12 protein-coding genes (1 of these 12 cut by a window edge) are annotated in these 19258 nt (G+C 56.3%); 8 read left to right on the plus strand and 4 right to left on the minus strand.

Features of this window, described 5'->3' with window-relative positions; translation table 11 throughout:
- Nucleotides 1-67: 67 nt before the first annotated feature.
- Nucleotides 68-2569, plus strand: coding sequence for an ATP-dependent Clp protease ATP-binding subunit (locus QTO31_RS17570; RefSeq protein ID WP_031460187.1), 2502 nt, complete (start codon nucleotides 68-70; stop codon nucleotides 2567-2569).
- 120 nt (nucleotides 2570-2689) lie between these two features.
- A complete protein-coding gene (locus QTO31_RS17575) occupies nucleotides 2690-3835 on the plus strand; it encodes a L,D-transpeptidase (protein ID WP_301430393.1) in 1146 nt (381 codons plus the stop codon).
- Between the two features lie 182 nt (nucleotides 3836-4017).
- Here the strand turns inward: QTO31_RS17575 and QTO31_RS17580 are convergent, their stop codons facing one another.
- Nucleotides 4018-5154, minus strand: coding sequence for a M23 family metallopeptidase (locus QTO31_RS17580; protein WP_301430395.1), 1137 nt, complete (start codon nucleotides 5152-5154; stop codon nucleotides 4018-4020).
- A gap of 280 nt (nucleotides 5155-5434) precedes the next feature.
- On the opposite strand from QTO31_RS17580, the gene QTO31_RS17585 reads away from it, so the two are divergent.
- Nucleotides 5435-6286 (plus strand): low molecular weight phosphatase family protein, encoded by an 852-nt coding sequence (locus QTO31_RS17585; RefSeq protein ID WP_031460190.1) that lies wholly within the window; start codon nucleotides 5435-5437, stop codon nucleotides 6284-6286.
- Nucleotides 6287-6320: 34 nt separating this feature from the next.
- Here QTO31_RS17585 and chrA read toward each other — a convergent pair whose 3' ends face one another.
- The 3 genes from chrA to glgP form a co-directional block, all read right to left on the minus strand.
- Nucleotides 6321-7499 carry a chromate efflux transporter gene (gene chrA, locus QTO31_RS17590; RefSeq protein WP_367620659.1) on the minus strand — a complete coding sequence of 393 codons (1179 nt, stop codon included), beginning with the start codon at nucleotides 7497-7499 and terminating at the stop codon, nucleotides 6321-6323.
- A 246-nt stretch (nucleotides 7500-7745) separates the two neighbouring features.
- The gene (locus tag QTO31_RS17595) at nucleotides 7746-8552 is read right to left on the minus strand and encodes an endonuclease III domain-containing protein (protein WP_051871152.1); all 807 of its coding nucleotides are present in this window, start codon (nucleotides 8550-8552) and stop codon (nucleotides 7746-7748) included.
- Nucleotides 8553-8607: 55 nt separating this feature from the next.
- Nucleotides 8608-10758 carry an alpha-glucan family phosphorylase gene (gene glgP / locus QTO31_RS17600; RefSeq protein WP_301430399.1) on the minus strand — a complete coding sequence of 717 codons (2151 nt, stop codon included), beginning with the start codon at nucleotides 10756-10758 and terminating at the stop codon, nucleotides 8608-8610.
- 448 nt (nucleotides 10759-11206) lie between these two features.
- Between glgP and QTO31_RS17605 the strand changes: the two genes are divergently transcribed.
- The 5 genes from QTO31_RS17605 to QTO31_RS17625 form a co-directional block, all read left to right on the plus strand.
- Nucleotides 11207-13177: a DUF4838 domain-containing protein gene (locus tag QTO31_RS17605; RefSeq protein WP_301430401.1), complete on the plus strand. Its 1971-nt coding sequence runs from the start codon at nucleotides 11207-11209 to the stop codon at nucleotides 13175-13177.
- Between the two features lie 564 nt (nucleotides 13178-13741).
- On the plus strand, nucleotides 13742-16339 hold the full coding sequence (locus tag QTO31_RS17610; protein ID WP_301430402.1) for a helicase: 2598 nt from the start codon (nucleotides 13742-13744) through the stop codon (nucleotides 16337-16339).
- 5 nt (nucleotides 16340-16344) lie between these two features.
- A complete protein-coding gene (locus QTO31_RS17615) occupies nucleotides 16345-17367 on the plus strand; it encodes a BTAD domain-containing putative transcriptional regulator (RefSeq protein ID WP_301430403.1) in 1023 nt (340 codons plus the stop codon).
- 76 nt (nucleotides 17368-17443) lie between these two features.
- Nucleotides 17444-17761 carry a hypothetical protein gene (locus QTO31_RS17620; RefSeq protein WP_301430404.1) on the plus strand — a complete coding sequence of 106 codons (318 nt, stop codon included), beginning with the start codon at nucleotides 17444-17446 and terminating at the stop codon, nucleotides 17759-17761.
- A gap of 787 nt (nucleotides 17762-18548) precedes the next feature.
- A protein-coding gene (locus QTO31_RS17625) for a vWA domain-containing protein (protein WP_301430405.1) crosses the window boundary here: on the plus strand, nucleotides 18549-19258 show its 5' portion. It continues 487 nt past the right edge of the window; only the first 710 of its 1197 coding nucleotides appear in the window; the start codon lies at nucleotides 18549-18551; the stop codon falls past the right edge of the window.

Consider the following 19258-nt stretch of genomic DNA (forward strand, 5'->3'; position numbering starts at 1 on the left):
ATATACTATCCCCGGTTTGTTGAGCAATATGTAGTCGTTTCCTCCAAGTGAACGAGTGGAGAATCGTATGTCTGACCTGTACAGCAAATTTACCAAACGTGCCAAGCAAGTCCTACAATTGGCAGCCGAAGAGGCACGTGCATTTAACCATCCATACATCGGTACCGAGCATATTCTGCTCGGTCTGATCCGCGAGAGCGAAGGTATCGCAGCTCGCGTGCTCGACGAGCTAGGGGTAAAGCTCCCACAGGCGCGCAGTGCGGTTGAGTTTATTGTTGGGTCTGGTGACAGCACCATGGTAACCGACCAGGAGTTGACCGCTCGTGCGCAAAAGGTCATTAAATACGCTATCGAAGAAGCGAATCGCCTCAACCACCACTATATCGGCACCGAACATCTGCTGCTGGGCCTGGTACGCAACGGCGAAGGTGTTGCGACCGGTGTCCTCGATATTCTGGGCGTGTCACTTGAACAGGTTCGCAATCAAGTGATGCGCGTGCTCCGTCACGGTACAACTAGCGCAACCGGTGAGACGCGGGCAGCGCCTGGCCCAACAACAACCCAACGCCAGTCGAAAACACCCTATCTTGATGCGCTTGGGACCGACCTGACTGAAATGGCCGAGCAAGGTCGTCTCGACCCGATTATCGGTCGCCAACATGAAATCGAGCGCGTCATCCAGATTCTCTCGCGCCGCACCAAGAATAACCCGGCGCTGATCGGTGAACCTGGCGTGGGTAAGACGGCGATTGTCGAGGGTCTGGCGCAGCGGATTGTGCAGGGTGATGTGCCCGATAGTATCAAGGGCAAGCGCGTGGTGACGCTCGATATGGGCGCACTGGTTGCCGGTACTAAGTATCGTGGTCAGTTTGAAGAACGGCTGAAGCGGGTGATCGACGAGATCAAAGAGTCGCGCTGCATCCTCTTCATTGATGAGTTCCACACAATTATCGGCGCCGGTGGCGCAGAGGGGACGCTCGACGCGGCTAATATTCTCAAACCGGCTCTGTCGCGCGGTGAGTTGCAGACGATCGGTGCAACAACGCTCGATGAGTACCGCAAGTATATCGAGCGTGATGCTGCTCTGGAACGCCGCTTCCAGCCGGTGATGGTCGAAGAACCATCGATTGAAGATACGATTCAGATATTGCGCGGTATCAAGTCGCGCTACGAAGACTTCCATCAGTTGCAGATCAGCGATGAGGCCATTCGAGCGGCGGCTGTGCTATCGGCACGCTATGTTCCCGACCGGCAACTACCTGATAAGGCGATTGACTTGATCGACGAGGCGGCTTCACGGGTTCGGATGTATCGCTCAGCTACCCCACCACGACTGCGTGATGCCTTACGCGGTCTGGAAGCGCTACGGAAAGAACGTGAAGCAGCGCTTGAGGATCAACAGTTTGAACTGGCGAACGATCTGAAAGAGCGTGAAGAGCGGATGCTGATGCGCATCCAGGAAATTGAAGCCGAGTTGGGAACTCGCAGCAATGAACGTTACGAGCGACCATACGTAACCGAAGACGATATTGCTGAGGTTGTCGGGATGTGGACGGGTGTACCCGTGACTCGGCTGACCGGTAATGAAACTCAACGGCTGATGCAGATGGAGGAATTCCTCCACAGCCGCATTGTCGGTCAACACGAGGCTATTGTAACTATCTCGAAGGCGGTACGCCGTGCACGTGCCGGGTTGAAGGATCCGAAGCGTCCAATCGGGAGCTTCATCTTCCTCGGTCCTACCGGTGTTGGGAAGACAGAGCTGGCGAAGGCGCTGGCCGAGTTTATGTTCGGTACCGAAGAGGCACTGATCAAGATTGATATGTCGGAGTTCCAGGAGCGCCATACTACCTCGCGACTGGTTGGTTCTCCGCCAGGCTACATTGGCTATGGCGAGGGTGGGCAACTGACCGACGCAGTGCGCCGCAAGCCCTACAGTGTGGTGCTGTTCGATGAGATCGAGAAGGCCCATCCCGATGCATTTAATCTGCTCCTCCAGGTGCTCGAAGATGGTCACCTGACCGATGGCAAAGGGCGACGGGTTGATTTCCGCAACACAATAATCATTATGACCAGCAATGTCGGTACCGAGCACATCCGCCGTGCGTCACGGATCGGGTTCGGCGGCAATGCCGCTGAAATTGACCAGAACGATATGCGGCGCAAGGTGGAGGAGTCGCTCAGAATGCTCTTCCGGCCAGAGTTCCTTAACCGGATCGACGCCACTATTATCTTCCATCCGCTCACAACGGAGGAGATTCAGTCGATTACGCAGTTGATGCTCAAGCGCGTCCAGACGCAACTTGACGAGCATCAGATCAAGTTGGTGGTGCAGCCCGACGCACTCGAATTGCTCGCTCGCCGCGGCTACGATCCGGCCTTCGGTGCACGCCCCTTGCGACGAGTTATTACGAACCTGATCGAAGACCCGCTGGCCGAAGGGTTGCTCTCTGGTCAGTTCCGCGACGGTGATACGGTGATCGTCGATACGTTTGAGGATCAGTTGCGCTTACGCTCGCAACGTGAGATCGATCAGGAAAAGGTTGAAGAGAGTCCTGCTCTGGTGTAAGACTTGATATTCACCCATCGGAAGCACCCCTCCACTACCGTGGAGGGGTGTTCGTTATTTACACAGGACTGGTGAACGGTATAATGAAAGCAAGACTCACGCCTTGAGTGGAGTAAAGCGATGATCCGATTCCTCGGCTGGGTGACAGGCATTGTGCTGGCGCTCGCAGCAATGCCATTGCAGGCCCAAAGCAATGCGCTCTACTTTATTGCGACCGGTCAGCGCCTCGATGACACGTATGGGTTTCTGACGGCCTGGATGTCAGGTGATGGAGCGTTGACACTTGGTCAACCCATCAGCTCACCTTTTCGCGACGGTGATCTGATTGTCCAGTATTTTGAGCGGGGTCGCCTTGAACTCCATCCAGCCTATAACAATGCCATTTTACGCGGACGTGTCGGCGCAGAGTATGTTGCTGCGCTAGGGAAATCGTTTCCCCCACCCACGAAAACCGCACGCGAGTCACCTGATCGGCGCTGGTTTGCCGAAACCGGCTATACCCTTGGGGCACCATTTCTTACCTTCTGGGAGACCCACGGCGCCGTTGATGTCTTTGGCCTGCCGATCAGCGAACCACGTTGGGAATACGTTGGGGGTACACTGCGATACGTTCAATATTTTGAACGGGCCAGGCTAGAAATTGATCCACGGACAACGAATGCAACCCCTTCCATCCAGATCGGTAATCTGGGACGTGATCTGGCCCGCTTGCGTGGCGTCGATCTGAGACCAGTTCCGGCAGACAATGCGATTCCGGTCGATGCCAACGGTCAACCACAAATCACACTCCCTGCCGCTCCGTCTCCATCGGCTACAGCACCACCTGCCACTGTACCAACCTCCACACCCGTGAGCAAGCCTGTGACACCCAAACCACTACCACCGACCGACCATACCGGTAAGCAGATCATTGTCGATCTCAGTGACCAGTGGCTCTATGCCCTTGAAGGTGACCGGATCATCTTTGACGCCCCCGTCTCCACCGGACGCGACGGGTTTAACACGCCGATAGGACACTTCAGCATTTACGCTAAGGTGCGCGAACAGACCATGCGTGGCTGCGCTGGTGGTGAATGCTGGGTCGTGCCACGTGTTCCCCACGCGATGTATATTGTCGGTGGCGTAGCCTTGCACGGAACGTACTGGCACAATCAATTCGGTACCGGTGTGCGCCGGAGCCACGGCTGTATCAACTTACCGCTCAAGGCAGCCGCCTGGCTCTACGATTGGGCGCCGGTCGGCACGCCGGTGACTGTGCGGCGCTAAGGCGATGATCTACCGACAGAGAGAAGGAGCGAACAGTGAGCACAGTTTCATCTACCGCAACGGAGATCAGAGACTGGCACCTAATCCCCCAATCCGGTGACGGACAAGCCTCATTCTGCGGCAAGCGAGAGATAGCTTCAGACGAAGATCGGGGTACAACTCCGAAATAGCTCAGGCTACCGTCATTCAACAATCACCGTCGCAACGGTCTGCCAAGTCCCGATATTACCCGCATTATCTAGCGGTTTCACGCGCAGCACGTACACGCCAGGCATTAACGGCGGCGTCATCAATACTGGTTCCGTGACAAACCACTCACTCTCGCCGACCGGGTCTGGCCCGAGATAGATACGATAACCGGCCACCCCGGACAGGGCATCACTCGCTGCTGGCCATGTCACACTGGTCGGCTGTAAACGTGGCAGTCGTAGCTCTGCAGGAGCTGCATCGAGCGTTGGTGGTGAAATATCGTATCCAACCGGCCCATAGCTTGCCAGCGTCTGACGACCATCTGGCCCCCACGCCCGCACATAGAGCGTATGCCATCCCTCACCCATATCGGCCAGGCGCGCATAACCATCGATAGCAGCGGGGAACATTGGCGCATCGGCAGGTGGTTCAGCATCCCAGGCCTGGCTCAACCCGCCGCCGCCCCAGGCCACGCTGAAGTCAATCTGATGATCAACGTTGTACCACCCACCTGGTTGTCCTTCACCGGTAAAGGTGATTACCGGGTCTTGCATGGCCATCGCGGTTAATATTTTGCCACCATGCTGATTGCAGCCGCCTATCTCTGGCAAATCATAGCCTTCGGCAAACCGCAACGGTACCGATTGTCGCTGGCTCCAGCCATTATTCGCAGCAGTGAACGCCGTAAAGTGCAGATGAGGAATACCAGGTGAACCTCGATCACCGGCATACCCCACCAGATCACCAACCGCAAAAGGAAACCCACGCTCGGTCGTCACCGGACGACTGAGATGAGTATACATCGTAAAGAAATTGTTCCCATGGGCCAGAATAACCGTACCACTGCGCGCTTCCCAATGCCAGAGTGTACCGGCAGCCGCAGCACGAATCGGTGCGTTGTATGTTGGCCCATGTACCTGAGCCAGATCGAGGGAGTAGCGATCCCAGCCATTGTGGGTACCGCATGCATAGCCTTGAATGATACGCCAGGGTTCGCCTGGTGGAGTGGGTAAGACGAGGGTAGGAGCAGCAAGCACAGGCGTTGGTTGCCCAAGCAGCGCAAGCATTCCGGCGATCAGCCAGCCCAGCACGAAGAGAGCACTGCGCCGACACGTCGAATGCAGCGACATGCAGTTGTTCCTCCGGGCGTTGTCCTGTCAGGGACATACGCCATTCAACGCGGAATCACATCGTCGCACATTGGTGCGACAAGAAACAGGACGATCCTGGTCCTGTTGCGGAGAGCACTCTCGTACACAACGAGGTGTACGAATATAAAGTTCCCTCATCTTCATCGATACAGGGACGGCAGCAAGATACCACAACTCGCGCAATCGGTCAAATGAGCATAGGCTTCCTTATGGTACAATGCGTGCAGTATACAGATAAAACAATCGCGACAGAACACGTATGCAGGAACAGCATTCTTCTCCGGCACCGGTGGTCTTAATCGTAGGTGCTGCCGATACCGGGCGGGCGCCAATCGCCGTTGCTCTGTTACGGCGCCTGGCACAAGAGCACGGTCAAACGTGGGATATTGCTTCGGCCGGTGTTGTCGGTCACGACGATGAACCACTGCAATCAACGGCTCGTGATGCACTGGCTGTGTTGGGGTTATCGCTGGATAATCACCTGGCCCGTTCACTGACCGATGAATTAGCCGCTTCGGCAAATGTGCTGATCGCGATAGATAGCGGTATTGCGCGTGTGCTGCGTAGTCGGTACCCGCAGGCAACCATCGCTTCGCTGGGTGAACTGGCCGGACGTAACCGTGATATTCCCGATCCGGCTGGCATGCAGATCGGGGCCTGGCTACACTACAGCCGCGAGATGGAGCAGTTGCTGAAAGCCGGTTTCGAGCGGATACAGGCTCTGCTCTGCGGGGAAACACTACCTAAAGCATCGCCATCATCGCCGCCACCAACGACGGCGCCCCCCCAACCTGCGGACACACCGTCTGAGCGCCAGACGATATGTACGCAGGCACTGCACCTGCTTGATACGATCCAGATGATGCCCGATGTCATTGATTGGGCGGCAGCGCGCAATCGTCTCCAAACGACACTTGCCGAATTGATTCCGCTGGCAAGCGGGCCAACCGATCTGACAATGCTCTACGTAGAAGCCCTGAATCGCTGGCTCAACCAGCGCAGCACCGTTCCATCTGCCGAACAGATCGCACGACTACGGACGGCCATTGAACGGCTACAGCAACCGGTCGATCAGGTTGCTGTCGCTGCGATTATGCACTGGTCAGATTGACCATATCGCTGCTGTATGACATAAGGAAGTCGTCCTACCCCCTGATTGCCCCGACAAGCGCACAGACGAAGACGATCAGCCACGGCGGAACGTGCCAGAGATGCAGGGCTGCAAACGCAGCTAACGCGATGGCAACATCAGCCGGATCACGAATAGCACTGGTGATCACCGGCTGGTAGAGCGCTGCCAGCAAAATCCCAACTACAACGGCATTAACACCAGCCAACGCGGCCTGAACTTCTGGTCGCGCACGTAGTGCAGCCCAAAAGGGTAGTACCGCCCAGACCAGCAAAAAAGAGGGCAGGAAGATTGCGACAAGTGCCAGCATTCCACCGATCCATCCACCAGGTGGTACAGCCGCCACGGTACCAATATACGCGCTAAAACTCAACAGTGGGCCTGGCACAGCCTGAGCAGCACCATAACCGGCAATAAACGTTTCACCACTCAGTACCCCAGAACCTACAACAACCGGTTCAAGGAGTGGCAAAACGACATGCCCGCCGCCAAATACCAGCGAACCGGTACGTACCATGCCTGCTAACAAGGTAAGTGTTGGATGAACAGCAAAGATGGTCATCAGGAACGAGCCGATCAGCAAGCAGGCAAAGAGGATACTAAAGAACAAACCGGCGCGTGGTGTGATTGGTGATGTGATATGAGCGTTCTTGTTTCCGTTGTCGGCAAGAAAACGCCAACCGAGCAACCCACCACACCCGATCACGATCAGTTGAACCAGGGCATCTGACCAGATCACGAGAATCATGGCGGAAATAATCGCCATAGTGGCCCGTAATCGATCCGGAGTGAGCCGTTGTGCCATCTGCCAGACAGCCTGAGCGACCACTGCTACCACAACCACCTTCAGGCCATGCAACCAGCCACTGGCCGGATCACCAAACACGCTTACACCGTACCCAAATCCGATCATGAGCAGTGCTGATGGCAAAGTAAAACCGAGCCAGGCGGCCAGGCCACCGATTACGCCTGCGCACATCGTTCCGATAGCAATGCCTACCTGACTACTGGCCGGCCCCGGCAGAAACTGGCAGAGTGCGATCAGATCGGCATACGTCGCTTCATCAATCCAGCGTCGCCGCTCAACCAGTTCAGCCCGAAAATAGCCCAAATGAGCCACCGGCCCACCAAATGACGTTAATCCTAATCGTAAAAAGACCAAAAAGATATGCAGTGGGGAAGGCGATGAAACCATAATATCAAGATGAAGAACGAAACACGATAAAATACCGGTAGCACTTGATGGAGTTCGGTCTTTCACCACTCGTAGCGTGGCCCGATTCAGGGTATGAGGAGACGCTGTAGCAGATCGGTCACCCGCACCACGAAACAAATACGATCAACAGATGGCTTCCGCATGCGCAGCGAGAAGGTGCATCAGCCCCGACAAACCGCAGCAAGGGTCATGGTGCAAGGTTCATGAAACGGTCTGCTACAACCCTCATTGCCGATGCTGCTGATACCAGCCGCACACCGGGCGCAGGGGACAGCCATCGTGGCGATCGAGGAAGCTATTCCGGCCCGGTTGCCGCGAATAGACCCGCCGCGCTGGTGGTCCATCACACCGTGGCCGGCTCAAACAGTAACGTACAGCCAACTCATTGAGTTGAGCATGGAAGTCGGCAAACAGTTGCGCGTCGATGGGCAATTGTGCCATAAGAACCTGTTGAACGTGCTGATAACCAGCCCGTTCCCAGGGAAATTGATCCGGCATGAGGCGGCCAAAGATACGACGGGTATACGCATCAATAACGAACAGGGGATGCTGACCAGCATAAAGCATAATCACATCTGCCGTCTCTTGCCCAATGCGCGGCAAGGTCAGCAACTCGGCGCGCAGAGTAGCCGTTGGCCGTCGAAGCATCGTTGCCACATCACCATAACGTTCCCGGATCGCATTGGCAAGCGCAACCAGACCACCGGCTTTCTGCCGATAGAACGCACATGGAAAGATCAAGGTCGCGACCAATTCAGGCGCGGCCTTAGCCAGAGCCGCTAACTCAATCAACCCGGCCTCGTACAGATGCGCCAGCGCGTCTTCAACCGTCTCCCAGCGGGTCTGTTGTACCAATACCGCCCCGATAATGATTTCGAGCTGAGGATCAGAACTGATAACCGGCCACCACGGCTGGCGCGCCGCAGGGCCGTAGAGGAGACCAAAATGATCAACCAGTCGTTGATAAACATCGAGCGGGCTGACGCGAAGGTGACTAACTATCGGCGATCTGAGTTGATCAACCTCTTGCATAGCATTCACCTCGAACCGACAATAGCGACACCAGCACGTCAGCTCAATAACCTGTCTACAACTGCGGAATCGCGCCCTGTACAGCGACCGGCATATACATTTCGCGCATATAGTCGGTCAGCATCCGGCGCGTGCTAAACATGGGAGCAACGGTTGCAATTGCCTCTTTGCAAATCTGCACCCACTCGACCGGCACACCGTTGGCGTCACGATTATCGTAAAAGCGTGGCGCAATCTCGTGTTCGAGCAGATGGTAGAGCGACAGCGCATCATTCCAATCTTGTTCTTCCTGATTGGCATACTCACGCTCTTCGCCAACCGCCCAGCCATTTCGCCCGTTGTAGGCCTCTGGCCACCAGCCATCGAGCACCGAACAGTTCGGAGCACCGTTGAGACTGGCTTTCATACCACTGGTACCACTGGCTTCATACGGACGGCGGGGAGTGTTAAGCCAGACATCCACCCCTTGCACTAGCGCCCGTCCGACCGCAATATCGTACTCTTCGAGAAATACAATGCGTCCGGCTAGACCCGGCTGCATCGCCATACGGTAAACCTCTTGAATGAACTGCTTACCCGGATCATCTTTGGGATGCGCTTTACCGGCAAAGATAATCTGGATCGGCTTACCAGGCCGATTCAGAATGTACTTCAGACGCTCAACATCTTTGAACAGCAACGTGGCCCGCTTGTAGGTGGCAAAACGGCGGGCAAAGCCGATCGTGAGAATGTTTTCTTCGAGCACCGGCCAGACCGGCGCTGGAATTCCCAAGCGCATGTAATGCTGTTGGAGACGTTGCCGACTAAAGGCGATCAGATCGCTTTTGAGCTTTTGCCGGGTATGCCAGAGCGTCTCATCAGGAATCTGATAGACTTTGCGCCAGAGTTGCGGATCATCAAGATTTTCTTCCCAATTCTTCCCAAGGTACGAATTGTAGAGGGTTCGTATCTCTGGTGCCAGCCAGGTCGCTGTATGAACACCGTTCGTAATAGAGGTAATAGGCACTTCGTCCTGAGCACGACCAGGGTAGAGCCATTGCCACATGCCGCGCGCAACGTGGCCGTGGAGTTTGCTCACGCCGTTATGGAAGGCCGAAAACCGCAACGCCAGCGCAGTCATGGCAAAGGTTGGCCCCCAATGCTGCTCTTGCAGAGCCAGATTCATGAACTCATCGCGCGTCAGGTTTAATTGCGGCCAGAAGCTCCAGAAAAATTTCTCGATCATCGGCAAGGGGAAGGCATCATTACCGGCAGGAACCGGCGTATGGGTGGTAAACACACAATGCGCTTTTACCTGCTCCATCGCCTCTTCAAAACTATAGCCCTGTGCTACCAATTCACGGCACAATTCAAGCACCAGAAATGCCGAGTGGCCTTCATTCATGTGCCAGACCGTCGGCTTATACCCAAGCCGGCGTAGCGCTCGTACACCACCAACGCCCAATACCAGTTCCTGTGAAATGCGCATCTCCTGATCGCCGCCGTAAAGCCGGGCTGAAAGCTCGCGATCCTGCGGACTGTTGGGATGGATGTCGGTATCCATCAACAACAACTGATTGCGCCCAACCTGAAACTTATACACTTTCGCGTAGATCGTCCGTCCAGGCAATTCAACCTCGACAACGACCTCGCGCCCCTCTGGATCAAGGGCCGGAAGCGCCGGTACATCGGCGAAATTAAGTTTGTTATATTCGGCAAATTGCCAGCCGCTCTGATCCAGACGCTGGCGGAAGTAGCCCTGTGGATAGATAAAACCGACACCGACCAGTGGAATACCCATATCACTGGCCTCTTTGATGTGATCGCCCGACAGAATGCCGAGACCACCCGAATAGATGGGCAGACTTTCATGGAGACCAAACTCGGCGCTGAAATAGGCAATCAGCGTATCTTTGGCGTCGGGGTAGTTTTTACTAAACCAGGTCTTTTTGGCGCTCATGTAGCTGTCAAAGCTCTTGAGCACTGCATCGTAGCGCTTTAGGTACGCCGGATCATTGGCGGCTGCTTCGAGCTTTCGTTGCCGAACATCACGCAAAAACTCGACCGGATTGTGGTAAACCAATTCCCACAGCTCTGGATCAATCGAACGGTAGAGGTCTTGCGCCTCGGGATGCCACGTCCACCAGAGGTTGTACGCAAGTTCGCGCAGACGGGCAATTCGTTCTGGACATGGCGTGAACAGAATCTCGTGTTCAAACCGCAGCATGATTTCCTCACCTGATATAACGGTAGTCAGTAGCCGGATATACCGGCATGATACCAGGAACTCCTCGATCACCGCCATTTTCATCAGTTTCTTCACACGCTGCGCAGCAGAAAATGACGGCTGAGTGCATTGTAGCGGTTTACGGCGAATTTGTCTACTATGCAACTAATTCTGTAGGTTGCAGTTGTGTCGGATGCGCTAATGAACACGACACAAGCACTTACGGCGATCCCTTCCCCTGCGTGAGCCTGGAAACGCTGGCCTCTAGACCGCACCCTGCCGTGCAAGGATAAAACGAGCGACCGTCTTACCAACAAGCCATCGGTACGGTTGAGCACCCATTTCTACGGCTCACGCCCTCTCTTCTGGAGTGGTGGCAATAGTATAATGGCAACGGCAAAGCAAACGATTGGGACGATCTGGCGACCAAACCACGAGTAAAGCATTCATGAAGCATATCCTTTCGGCAAACTGGGTCATCGAGCTACGAAGCGAACATCTCACTGCTCAGTTCGCCGCCCAAGAATTACGTCAGGCAGTACAGCGAATGGGTGGTCCTCCTTTACCAATCGTCGGTCAGGCCCACACCCAGCGCATTAGTCTCCGTCACGGTACAGCAGGTGATGGCTTTGTCCGCATGGCCGACGAGCACGGTTTACTTCTGATCGGCGAAGGGCCAACTGGCTTGCTATATGCAGTTTACAGCTTGTTAGAGACATTGGGCTGGTGTTGGGTTGGACCGGGCGCCGAGAATGAATACATCCCACACTTCACACACATCCCGTTACCTGATGCAACCGTCGCCGAACAACCGGCATTTACCCGTCGTGGTCTGGTCATCGGCCACGACATATTCTTAGCGCAGGCTGAAGCATGGATTGAGTGGGCAGCACGGGCGCGTCTCAACACGATATTCATTCACACGATTGGCGATAGCGGAATGCCATTGGGGGCCTGTCGGCTACGCTTTTGGCAACAACGACGGCACCAACTCTGGCCGTTGCTCAAGGAACGGGGATTACAGCTTGAAATCGGTGGGCACCACCTGAGCGATGCTCTCGCTACCCAACGTCTGCGAGACCAACCGGACGTGTTCCGGTTTAATGGTCAACGCCGAGTAGCCGATGGTAATCCGTGTCCGACGAACCCAACGACCCAGGCCCTAGTGCGCGAATGGGCAGGCAACTTCTTCAATATCGAACCAAATGCTGCCATGTACCACATCTGGCCGGTTGATCGACTCTACGGCGGCTGGTGCTCTTGTGCTCGTTGCGCAACGCTATCTCCGGCGGATCAAGCATTATTGCTGGTCAATGTTATGGCAGAAGAGCTGGCAACCGTCAACGCTTCCGCCCGTATTAGTTTTCTTGCCTACCACGATACGCTGTTCCCACCGCAACAGATCAAACCAGCCGCCAATGTTGAAGCGCTCGTTGCACCCCGTATGCGCTCATACGCTAGCGGTATTGGTGATCCTGAACACCCGATCAACCGACCATTGGCTGCACGCATCGCAGCCATTCGCGAGACGTTTCCGGCAGGAATCAGCGCATTTGAATACTATCTCGATGGCATTCTGTTCAAATCGGCACTGCCACCCCTGGGTAACATCATTGCCGCCGATCTGCGGGCTTACGCCGAATGGGGCTTTACCGGTGTCTACACCTTACTTACCGGCGACCGTCCATGGCTGGCGCCAGGACCAAACCCACACAGCTTCGCCGCTCTTGCCTGGAATCCGCAGAGCGATCCGGCAGCGCTGTGCAGTCGATATGCGAACGTTCGTGCATCTGAAGCAGCATCCATCCTTGATCACGCCTACACGACTCTTGCACGTGCCTGGCAGCAGGCGCTCGACATCACCCCAGCCGAGCTACAACGCCAACAGCATGGTCGCCGCCGTGATCTGGTGGCTCATCCACCACGTGATGTGCTCGACGGCTATAACGCACCTTCACCGCACTGCGAGCAGCGGTTAGAAATCCTGCATACCGCGCTCGATCTGCTGACCAACAGCGAACACCCGCTTACCAATGCGCAGGATGCTGCGGGTTGTAACCGATCAACGCTCAGCGCCGACATTGCTGAATGGACGATCAGTGCATTGCTGTTGCACTTCTTTGCCGCCCGCCAGGAAGTAGCCGTGATGCAGACCCGTGGGACACCACGTGAACGCCAGCGACAAGCACTGGTCGCAGCGCGGGCAGCTCATGCGGCTCTGTTGGAATGGGCGGCCAATCACGTGCCGCCGGACGTATCGGTCGGGCATCGTTTATTTCGTACCATTCTGGCACTGCACCTCGATCAGCTCGAAGACCGGATTGCGTCACCCTGGCGAAAAATGCAACTCCGCTGGCAGCGTATGCGCGAACTCGGCGGGATATTTACCCGATTGTGGTGGCAATGGTTGACCAGCTAATCAGGTGGTAAGCAGACACTATCTGAGGCGAGTTGAGAACCTGCTCCTACAACGTGATAACGGGTATCGTCGGCGCATGAACGAGGGACCTGTCCGCAGACCAGCGAGAGCGCATAATCAAAAACTCGGGCTTTTGATAAGGATTGGTCATGGTATTGCCAGAATGGTTAGGGGAACGCTAGCGGGTAACGCAGGCGTCTCTTCGACGCGATGGAGACGGGTGGCATCGGGTTCAGCGCCGGTGCTGCGGCGCATGCCTGGCGATCCTCACCTTCCCCTAGCCTCCTTTCCGCTTCCCCACGGGGAGAGGAAGGGGGAATATGGGGCTGGCGCGAAAGAATGTGGGCAACCCCTCACGCGATGGTTGTATGGGTGTGGTGCGTACCCAATGAGAAATCTGGATTTTTGATCAGGTTCCTAGAACAGAAAGCTGCGCTTCCACGCACACTACCGTGCTCGTTTCGCTCTTCTCCTCATCTCTGCTGAAGATGAAAACCTTGAAACACCCCGTTATACAATACGCAGACATTCACGTATTCGCACGCTCGTGTTATGATCATAGCTATGAATGACCTGATCGACATTCTGCGCAAACTGGCTTCGCATACTAGCCGCTCACCGTCGCCGCTCATCGCCTTGCAGACATTTCCGGCGAGTCTTGGCGTGCGCATCAGTCACCTGGCAGTTGATCAGGCATTACAAGAAGCATGGGTGCGCGTTATCGGTACTTCTTTCTTCCAGGCTCAATCAATTGCTCTGGCTGCACTGCGCCGGAGAGCCCCGTTTGCGATCACAGGAAGTGGGGTGCTGAGTCGCGCCAGTCTGCATCTGCTGATACTCGATTTCCTACGCAATGAACCGTCGGCTACCGCATTACTCGTTGTCTCCGATCCCGCTCAGGCACTTCTCCACGAACGCGAAGCGATGGCAATGGTTGAACATTGTCGTCCGGTGATAACCATTGCCGCAACCGTTGGCGACCGACGGCGGCTGGCGCCGACCGCACGGCTGGTCATTACTACGCTGCCCGAATTGCATAGCCATCTGCTACGCTTTCACGACCGCGCCTGGCGCTTCTTCTGGCAGCAATTACAGTTGATTGCAGTCGCTGATCTCCATGTATACTATGGGATGGCAGCCGGTCATCTGATGATGATCCTCTTACGAGCTGCCCGACTTACCCCTCACCCCCTGTTGCTAGGTGGAAGTCTGGCGCAGGTTGAAGGCGCAGAAGTCGCACTTCAGCTTCTCAGTGGCCGTGAATGGCGGCTGAGCGCAGCCGAGGATTTACCACGTTCGCCGACAACACTGGCACTCTGGCAGAGCAGTGGCGAGCGCCAACGCGACCTTGCAACGTTGACCGAAGCGTTCCTCAACGCTGGCGCCAGCGTTCATCTGCTAACAACGCCATTTGAAGTCGGTATCCTGCGCCCGATGTTCTTGCAGGAGCGGATCAGTGTGGGGGTCCAACCATTACCGGCGCACGTTCAGATTGTAACCGGCGCTGATGTAGGAGCTGCAACCTTGCAGGCAGCACTGAATAGCGGCGCCGCTCTGGTGATTTTACTGCTGGGGCGTGGGATGGCGGAACCAGCTCTGCAGCGGCTGGCGGTGACCGATCTGACAACCTGGCCGCTCTTACGGCCACCGATCTGGCCGACAGTAACGATCAATCCGTTTGTTGTCGCGCTACATCTGGTATGTGCAGCCAGCGAACAACCGCTACGCGAAGATGAAATTCGGCATTGGCAACTCGAACCAATCGTGGACCGGCTCACCGCCCAAGGTTCCCTTTGTCGTCTGCCTGATACGCCACCCGTCTGGTTACCCACTACGCAGAGCGATCCGTACATTCCGCTCGAATTGTACGCAGCCGGGATGGAGCCGCTCAGGTTGCTCGATGCTCAGGGTCAGCAGTACGGAACGGTCGATCCATCACTTGCCAATCGTTGGGCACACCCAATGGCAGCTTTGCCACCATTACGTGGTGGGGTACGAGTGGTGAGCCTGGACGAAGATCAGGGAACTCTACAGTTGACCGGTCAAGATGGAAGACGCACGCTTCCCCTTCGTTCCTGTCAGGTGCAGATTCTTGAAGAGTGGGCGCAACGTGAATTGCGGCGCACCGGCGCCGGACGTGGGCTGAAACTGAGCTGGGGCCGAGTTTTGATTGAAGAGCAGACCTATGCCTACCGTGAACAGATCGGGCGCAATCCGGCGCAAGAGCGCACGCTACCAGAACCACTCTCGCAGCAGTGGCGCAGTCTGGCAGTGTGGGTGCATCTTACACGCCCTCTCCAGGTTATTGGTCAACAGATTGGCTGGTCTTGTGCAGCGGCCATCGCATTAACGACGCTGGCGCGGTTGGAGGATTGTGTGCCTGCTTACGATCCGGAAACGCAGCGTCTTTATTTCATTGATTCCCAACCGAATGGAAATGGGCTGGCTGAATGGCTGTACGAGCAGCTCGAAACGATCTTACCCCTGGCTTACGATGTAGCTCTTGATCAGCGTAGCGATCCGTTGTGTGATGTGTTGGCACGTACCGATATGGATTGGCTACTGGCGATCTTGGGAGGTGAAACTGATGCAGCCGTAGCGATACCGGTGGGATCGCCGACCGGTGTTGCACAACCTGAAACGACCGTGCGTGTGGCTGAACCACCGGTACCAATACCTGCACTACCGGCACAGACGCCTACGCATCCCGAACCGCTGTCTGACCAGCCACCAGCGGATAAACGCCCGGTGGAACCACAACACGCTCCTTATCAGCGCCCTCGCAGGCCAAATAGCCGTCAACTTTCACCTGAGCGTCAGGGAACCCCAGCCCCACCAGAGCCACCATCCTCTACCCCATCAGCAGAACCTCTTCCCGATCCCGAAGCGATACTGGCCCGTCTCCGACAGCGACGGGGGCATGCTCCGTCACCGGCGCCGGGCCGTCCGCCGCGGCCACTTCGTGAATCAACCGGCGAAACACGTTTTCAGCCGGGTGACCGCATTATCTGCATGCCTTACGGCGCCGGTCGGGTGCGGGAGAGTATGATGAGTGAAGGTCGTGAAATCCTGTTGGTTGAGTTTGATGAGCATGGTGAACTCCGGATTGATCCCTCGATTAACGTCGTTCGCCGATTAGCACCTGAAGAAGCAAGTGAGTAAAGCGCATGTCACATCCAGTTATCCTCTACCTGCCTTTACTGAATCACAGCGATCCGACAGTACGGCAACACGCAACGACCATTCTCCTCACCCATTACGGTAAACGTGCACTGACCCATCTGCGGCGATTGCTCGATGATCCTGCGCTGGCCGAACAGGCACGGACAGCGTTGATTACGATTGGCGAAATCAGCGGTCTGGCGGTTGAACTTCGCCCATTCCGCGGCGTTTATGTGCGTTGCCTGGGCGACTTTCAGGTCTTTATCGACAGTCGGCAAATCAAGGCAGACGAATGGGGGCAGAGCGAAGGCGGACGGGCCGGTGGCAGAAAGGTGCAGGGGATCTTCGCCTACCTGGTGCATTGTGGCGCCGAGGGCGCAACCCGAAGCGAGATCGCCGAGGCGATTTGGGGAGGTACAGCCAGCGCTAGTAGTTTTGCCCGTACCCTTACCGCGTTGCGTCAACTTCTGCAACAGCTCGGCGGAGAGGAACTCGCAACGAATCTCCTCTACACCGACCGGCAACGTTGTGCACTAAATCCCGATCTCTACCAGAGCGATGCCAACATCCTGGAGCGAACGTTCGATCTGGCAACTAAAACGACCCACGAACAGGGCATTCACGCTGCACGTTCGTTGTACCAGTACGTGCTCGAGTTGTACGATGGGCCGTACATGGACGGTGTGGTCGGAGCGCAGGAGTGGGCAACTGAACGTGGTGCACAGTTGCTCAGTAAAGTGGTCATTGCCGGGGAACGGTTAGCAGCAGAGGCATTTGCCGGTGGTGACGATCAGCAGTGCTTACAGTATTGTCAGCGCGTCCTGGCGCATGAGCCGAGGGCAGCCGCGGTCGTAAGCTGGCTTTTGCGCGCCGGGCAACGACTTGGATTGCCGATGGAGATGCAGCGAGCCTACCAGCGCTACCTCTCGGCCACCGGGATTAATCCGCGACGTAGACGGGATGATCCGGTCGTGCAGCTTTACCGCGAGCTAACCGAAACACCTAAGACGGAGAATGGTAGGCGATAGGGTAGTCTTCTTTCCGGTATGAAACCTCTGACTATTACCTATTTCCCATTCCTTGTGATGAACGTACAGAAAACACATGCATACGGTATTCCTTCAGCGTCTCAATTCTACCTGGCACGCAGCGTTCTGGATGGCTGGCGCACTTGTCTCATTCAGTACGATGGCAGTAGGCGGGCGTGAGCTGGCTGCCGAATTGTCCACCTTTCAAATTCTCTTCTTTCGTAGCCTGATCGGGCTCCCATGTGTGTTACCGGTAGTGCTTCGTATTGCACGGGCGGGTTTTATTCCCCTTGCAGGCAGGGGTGGCTGGGGTGCTGATGCGCCAGCCGATGCGTTCCCCTTACCCACTTATCCAACGCGGGCCGGAGGCCCGCACACCCAGGTCATTGCGTGACGTGCCGGCAGGCTTCATCACGACGTGCACGGGGGCGCCGGAAACCACGCAGCATTCAGACAAATAATGGGTCAGCACCCGCCACCCAACGCGGGCCGGAGGCCCGCGCACCCAGGTCATTGCGTGACGTGCCAGCAGGCTTCATCACGACGTGCACGGGGTCGCCGGAAACCACGCAGCATTCGGACAAATGAATGGGTCAGCACCCGCCACCCAACGCGGGCCGGAGGCCCGCGCACCCAGGTCATTGCGTGACGTGCCAGCAGGCTTCATCACGACGTGCACGGGGGCGCCGGAAACCACGCAGCATTCAGACAAATGAATGGGTCAGCACCCGCCACCCAACGCGGGCCGGAGGCCCGCACACCCAGGTCATTGCGTGACGTGTCGGCAGGCTTCATCACGACGTGCACGGGGGCGCCGGAAACCACGCAGCATTCAGACAAATGAATGGGTCAGCACTCGCCACCCAACGCGGGCCGGAGGCCCGCGCACCCAGGTCATTGCGTGACGTGTCGGCAGGCTTCATCACGACGTGCACGGGGCGCCGGAAACCACGCAGCATTCAGACAAATGAATGGGTCAGCACTCGCCACCCAACGCGGGCCGGAGGCCCGCGCACCCAGGTCATTGCGTGACGTGCCGGCAGGCTTCATCACGACGTGCACGGCTTGCATTTGTCATATACACGCTGAGTTCGCCATGGATGGCACATCATATTTATGGTAGGATAAGATAAATGACAATTATGGTGAGCTGATAGCCCGCTGCAAGCCAAGAAACTCCTATGAGCAGTAACCTGCTAACCCACATCGTTAGTTTTGGCTATCTCCTACGTGAAATGGGGATTGCGGTCAGTCCTGGTCAGATTATCGAACTGATCGAGGCTATTGAGCACGTTGGTCTGCTACAGCGGGAAGATTTGCGTGCTACAATGCGCTGTATCCTGGTGTTACGTCGCGAAGACCTGCCGCTATTCGATGTTGCCTTTGAGTTTTTTTGGAAGAAGGCGCTCGGCATCGATCTCGAGCGCGAGATGATGCAGATGCTGCTCCCGCAGGTCAAAATCCCGCGTCGTCAGTTACGATTACCGCGCCGCCAACCGACGGCTGATGATGAAGATACGGCTGAAGGCCAGGAACGAGAAGAGTTCGAGATCCAACTAACCTTCAGTCGTGATGAGGCATTACGCACCAAAGACTTCGCTCAGTTTACCTGGGAAGAGGTACAGGCGTGCAAAGAATTGATTCGCCGCATGGAGTGGCACATTCAACCTCGTCGTACCCGACGGCGACGGCCAGATCGTGCCGGTCGGCTCCTCGACATGCGTCGCACCCTGCGGCAAAGTTGGCGCTTCGGCGGTGAACCGCTAGAGTTGTCGTGGCGCAACATCCGCACCGAACCGCGACCATTGGTGCTGATTTGTGATATTTCCGGGAGTATGGAGCGTTACTCACGGATTTTGCTCCAGTTTGCCCACGCCATCTCAGCCGGTCT

Source organism: Chloroflexus sp. MS-CIW-1 (assembly GCF_030444705.1).
Classification (GTDB): Bacteria; Chloroflexota; Chloroflexia; order Chloroflexales; family Chloroflexaceae; genus Chloroflexus.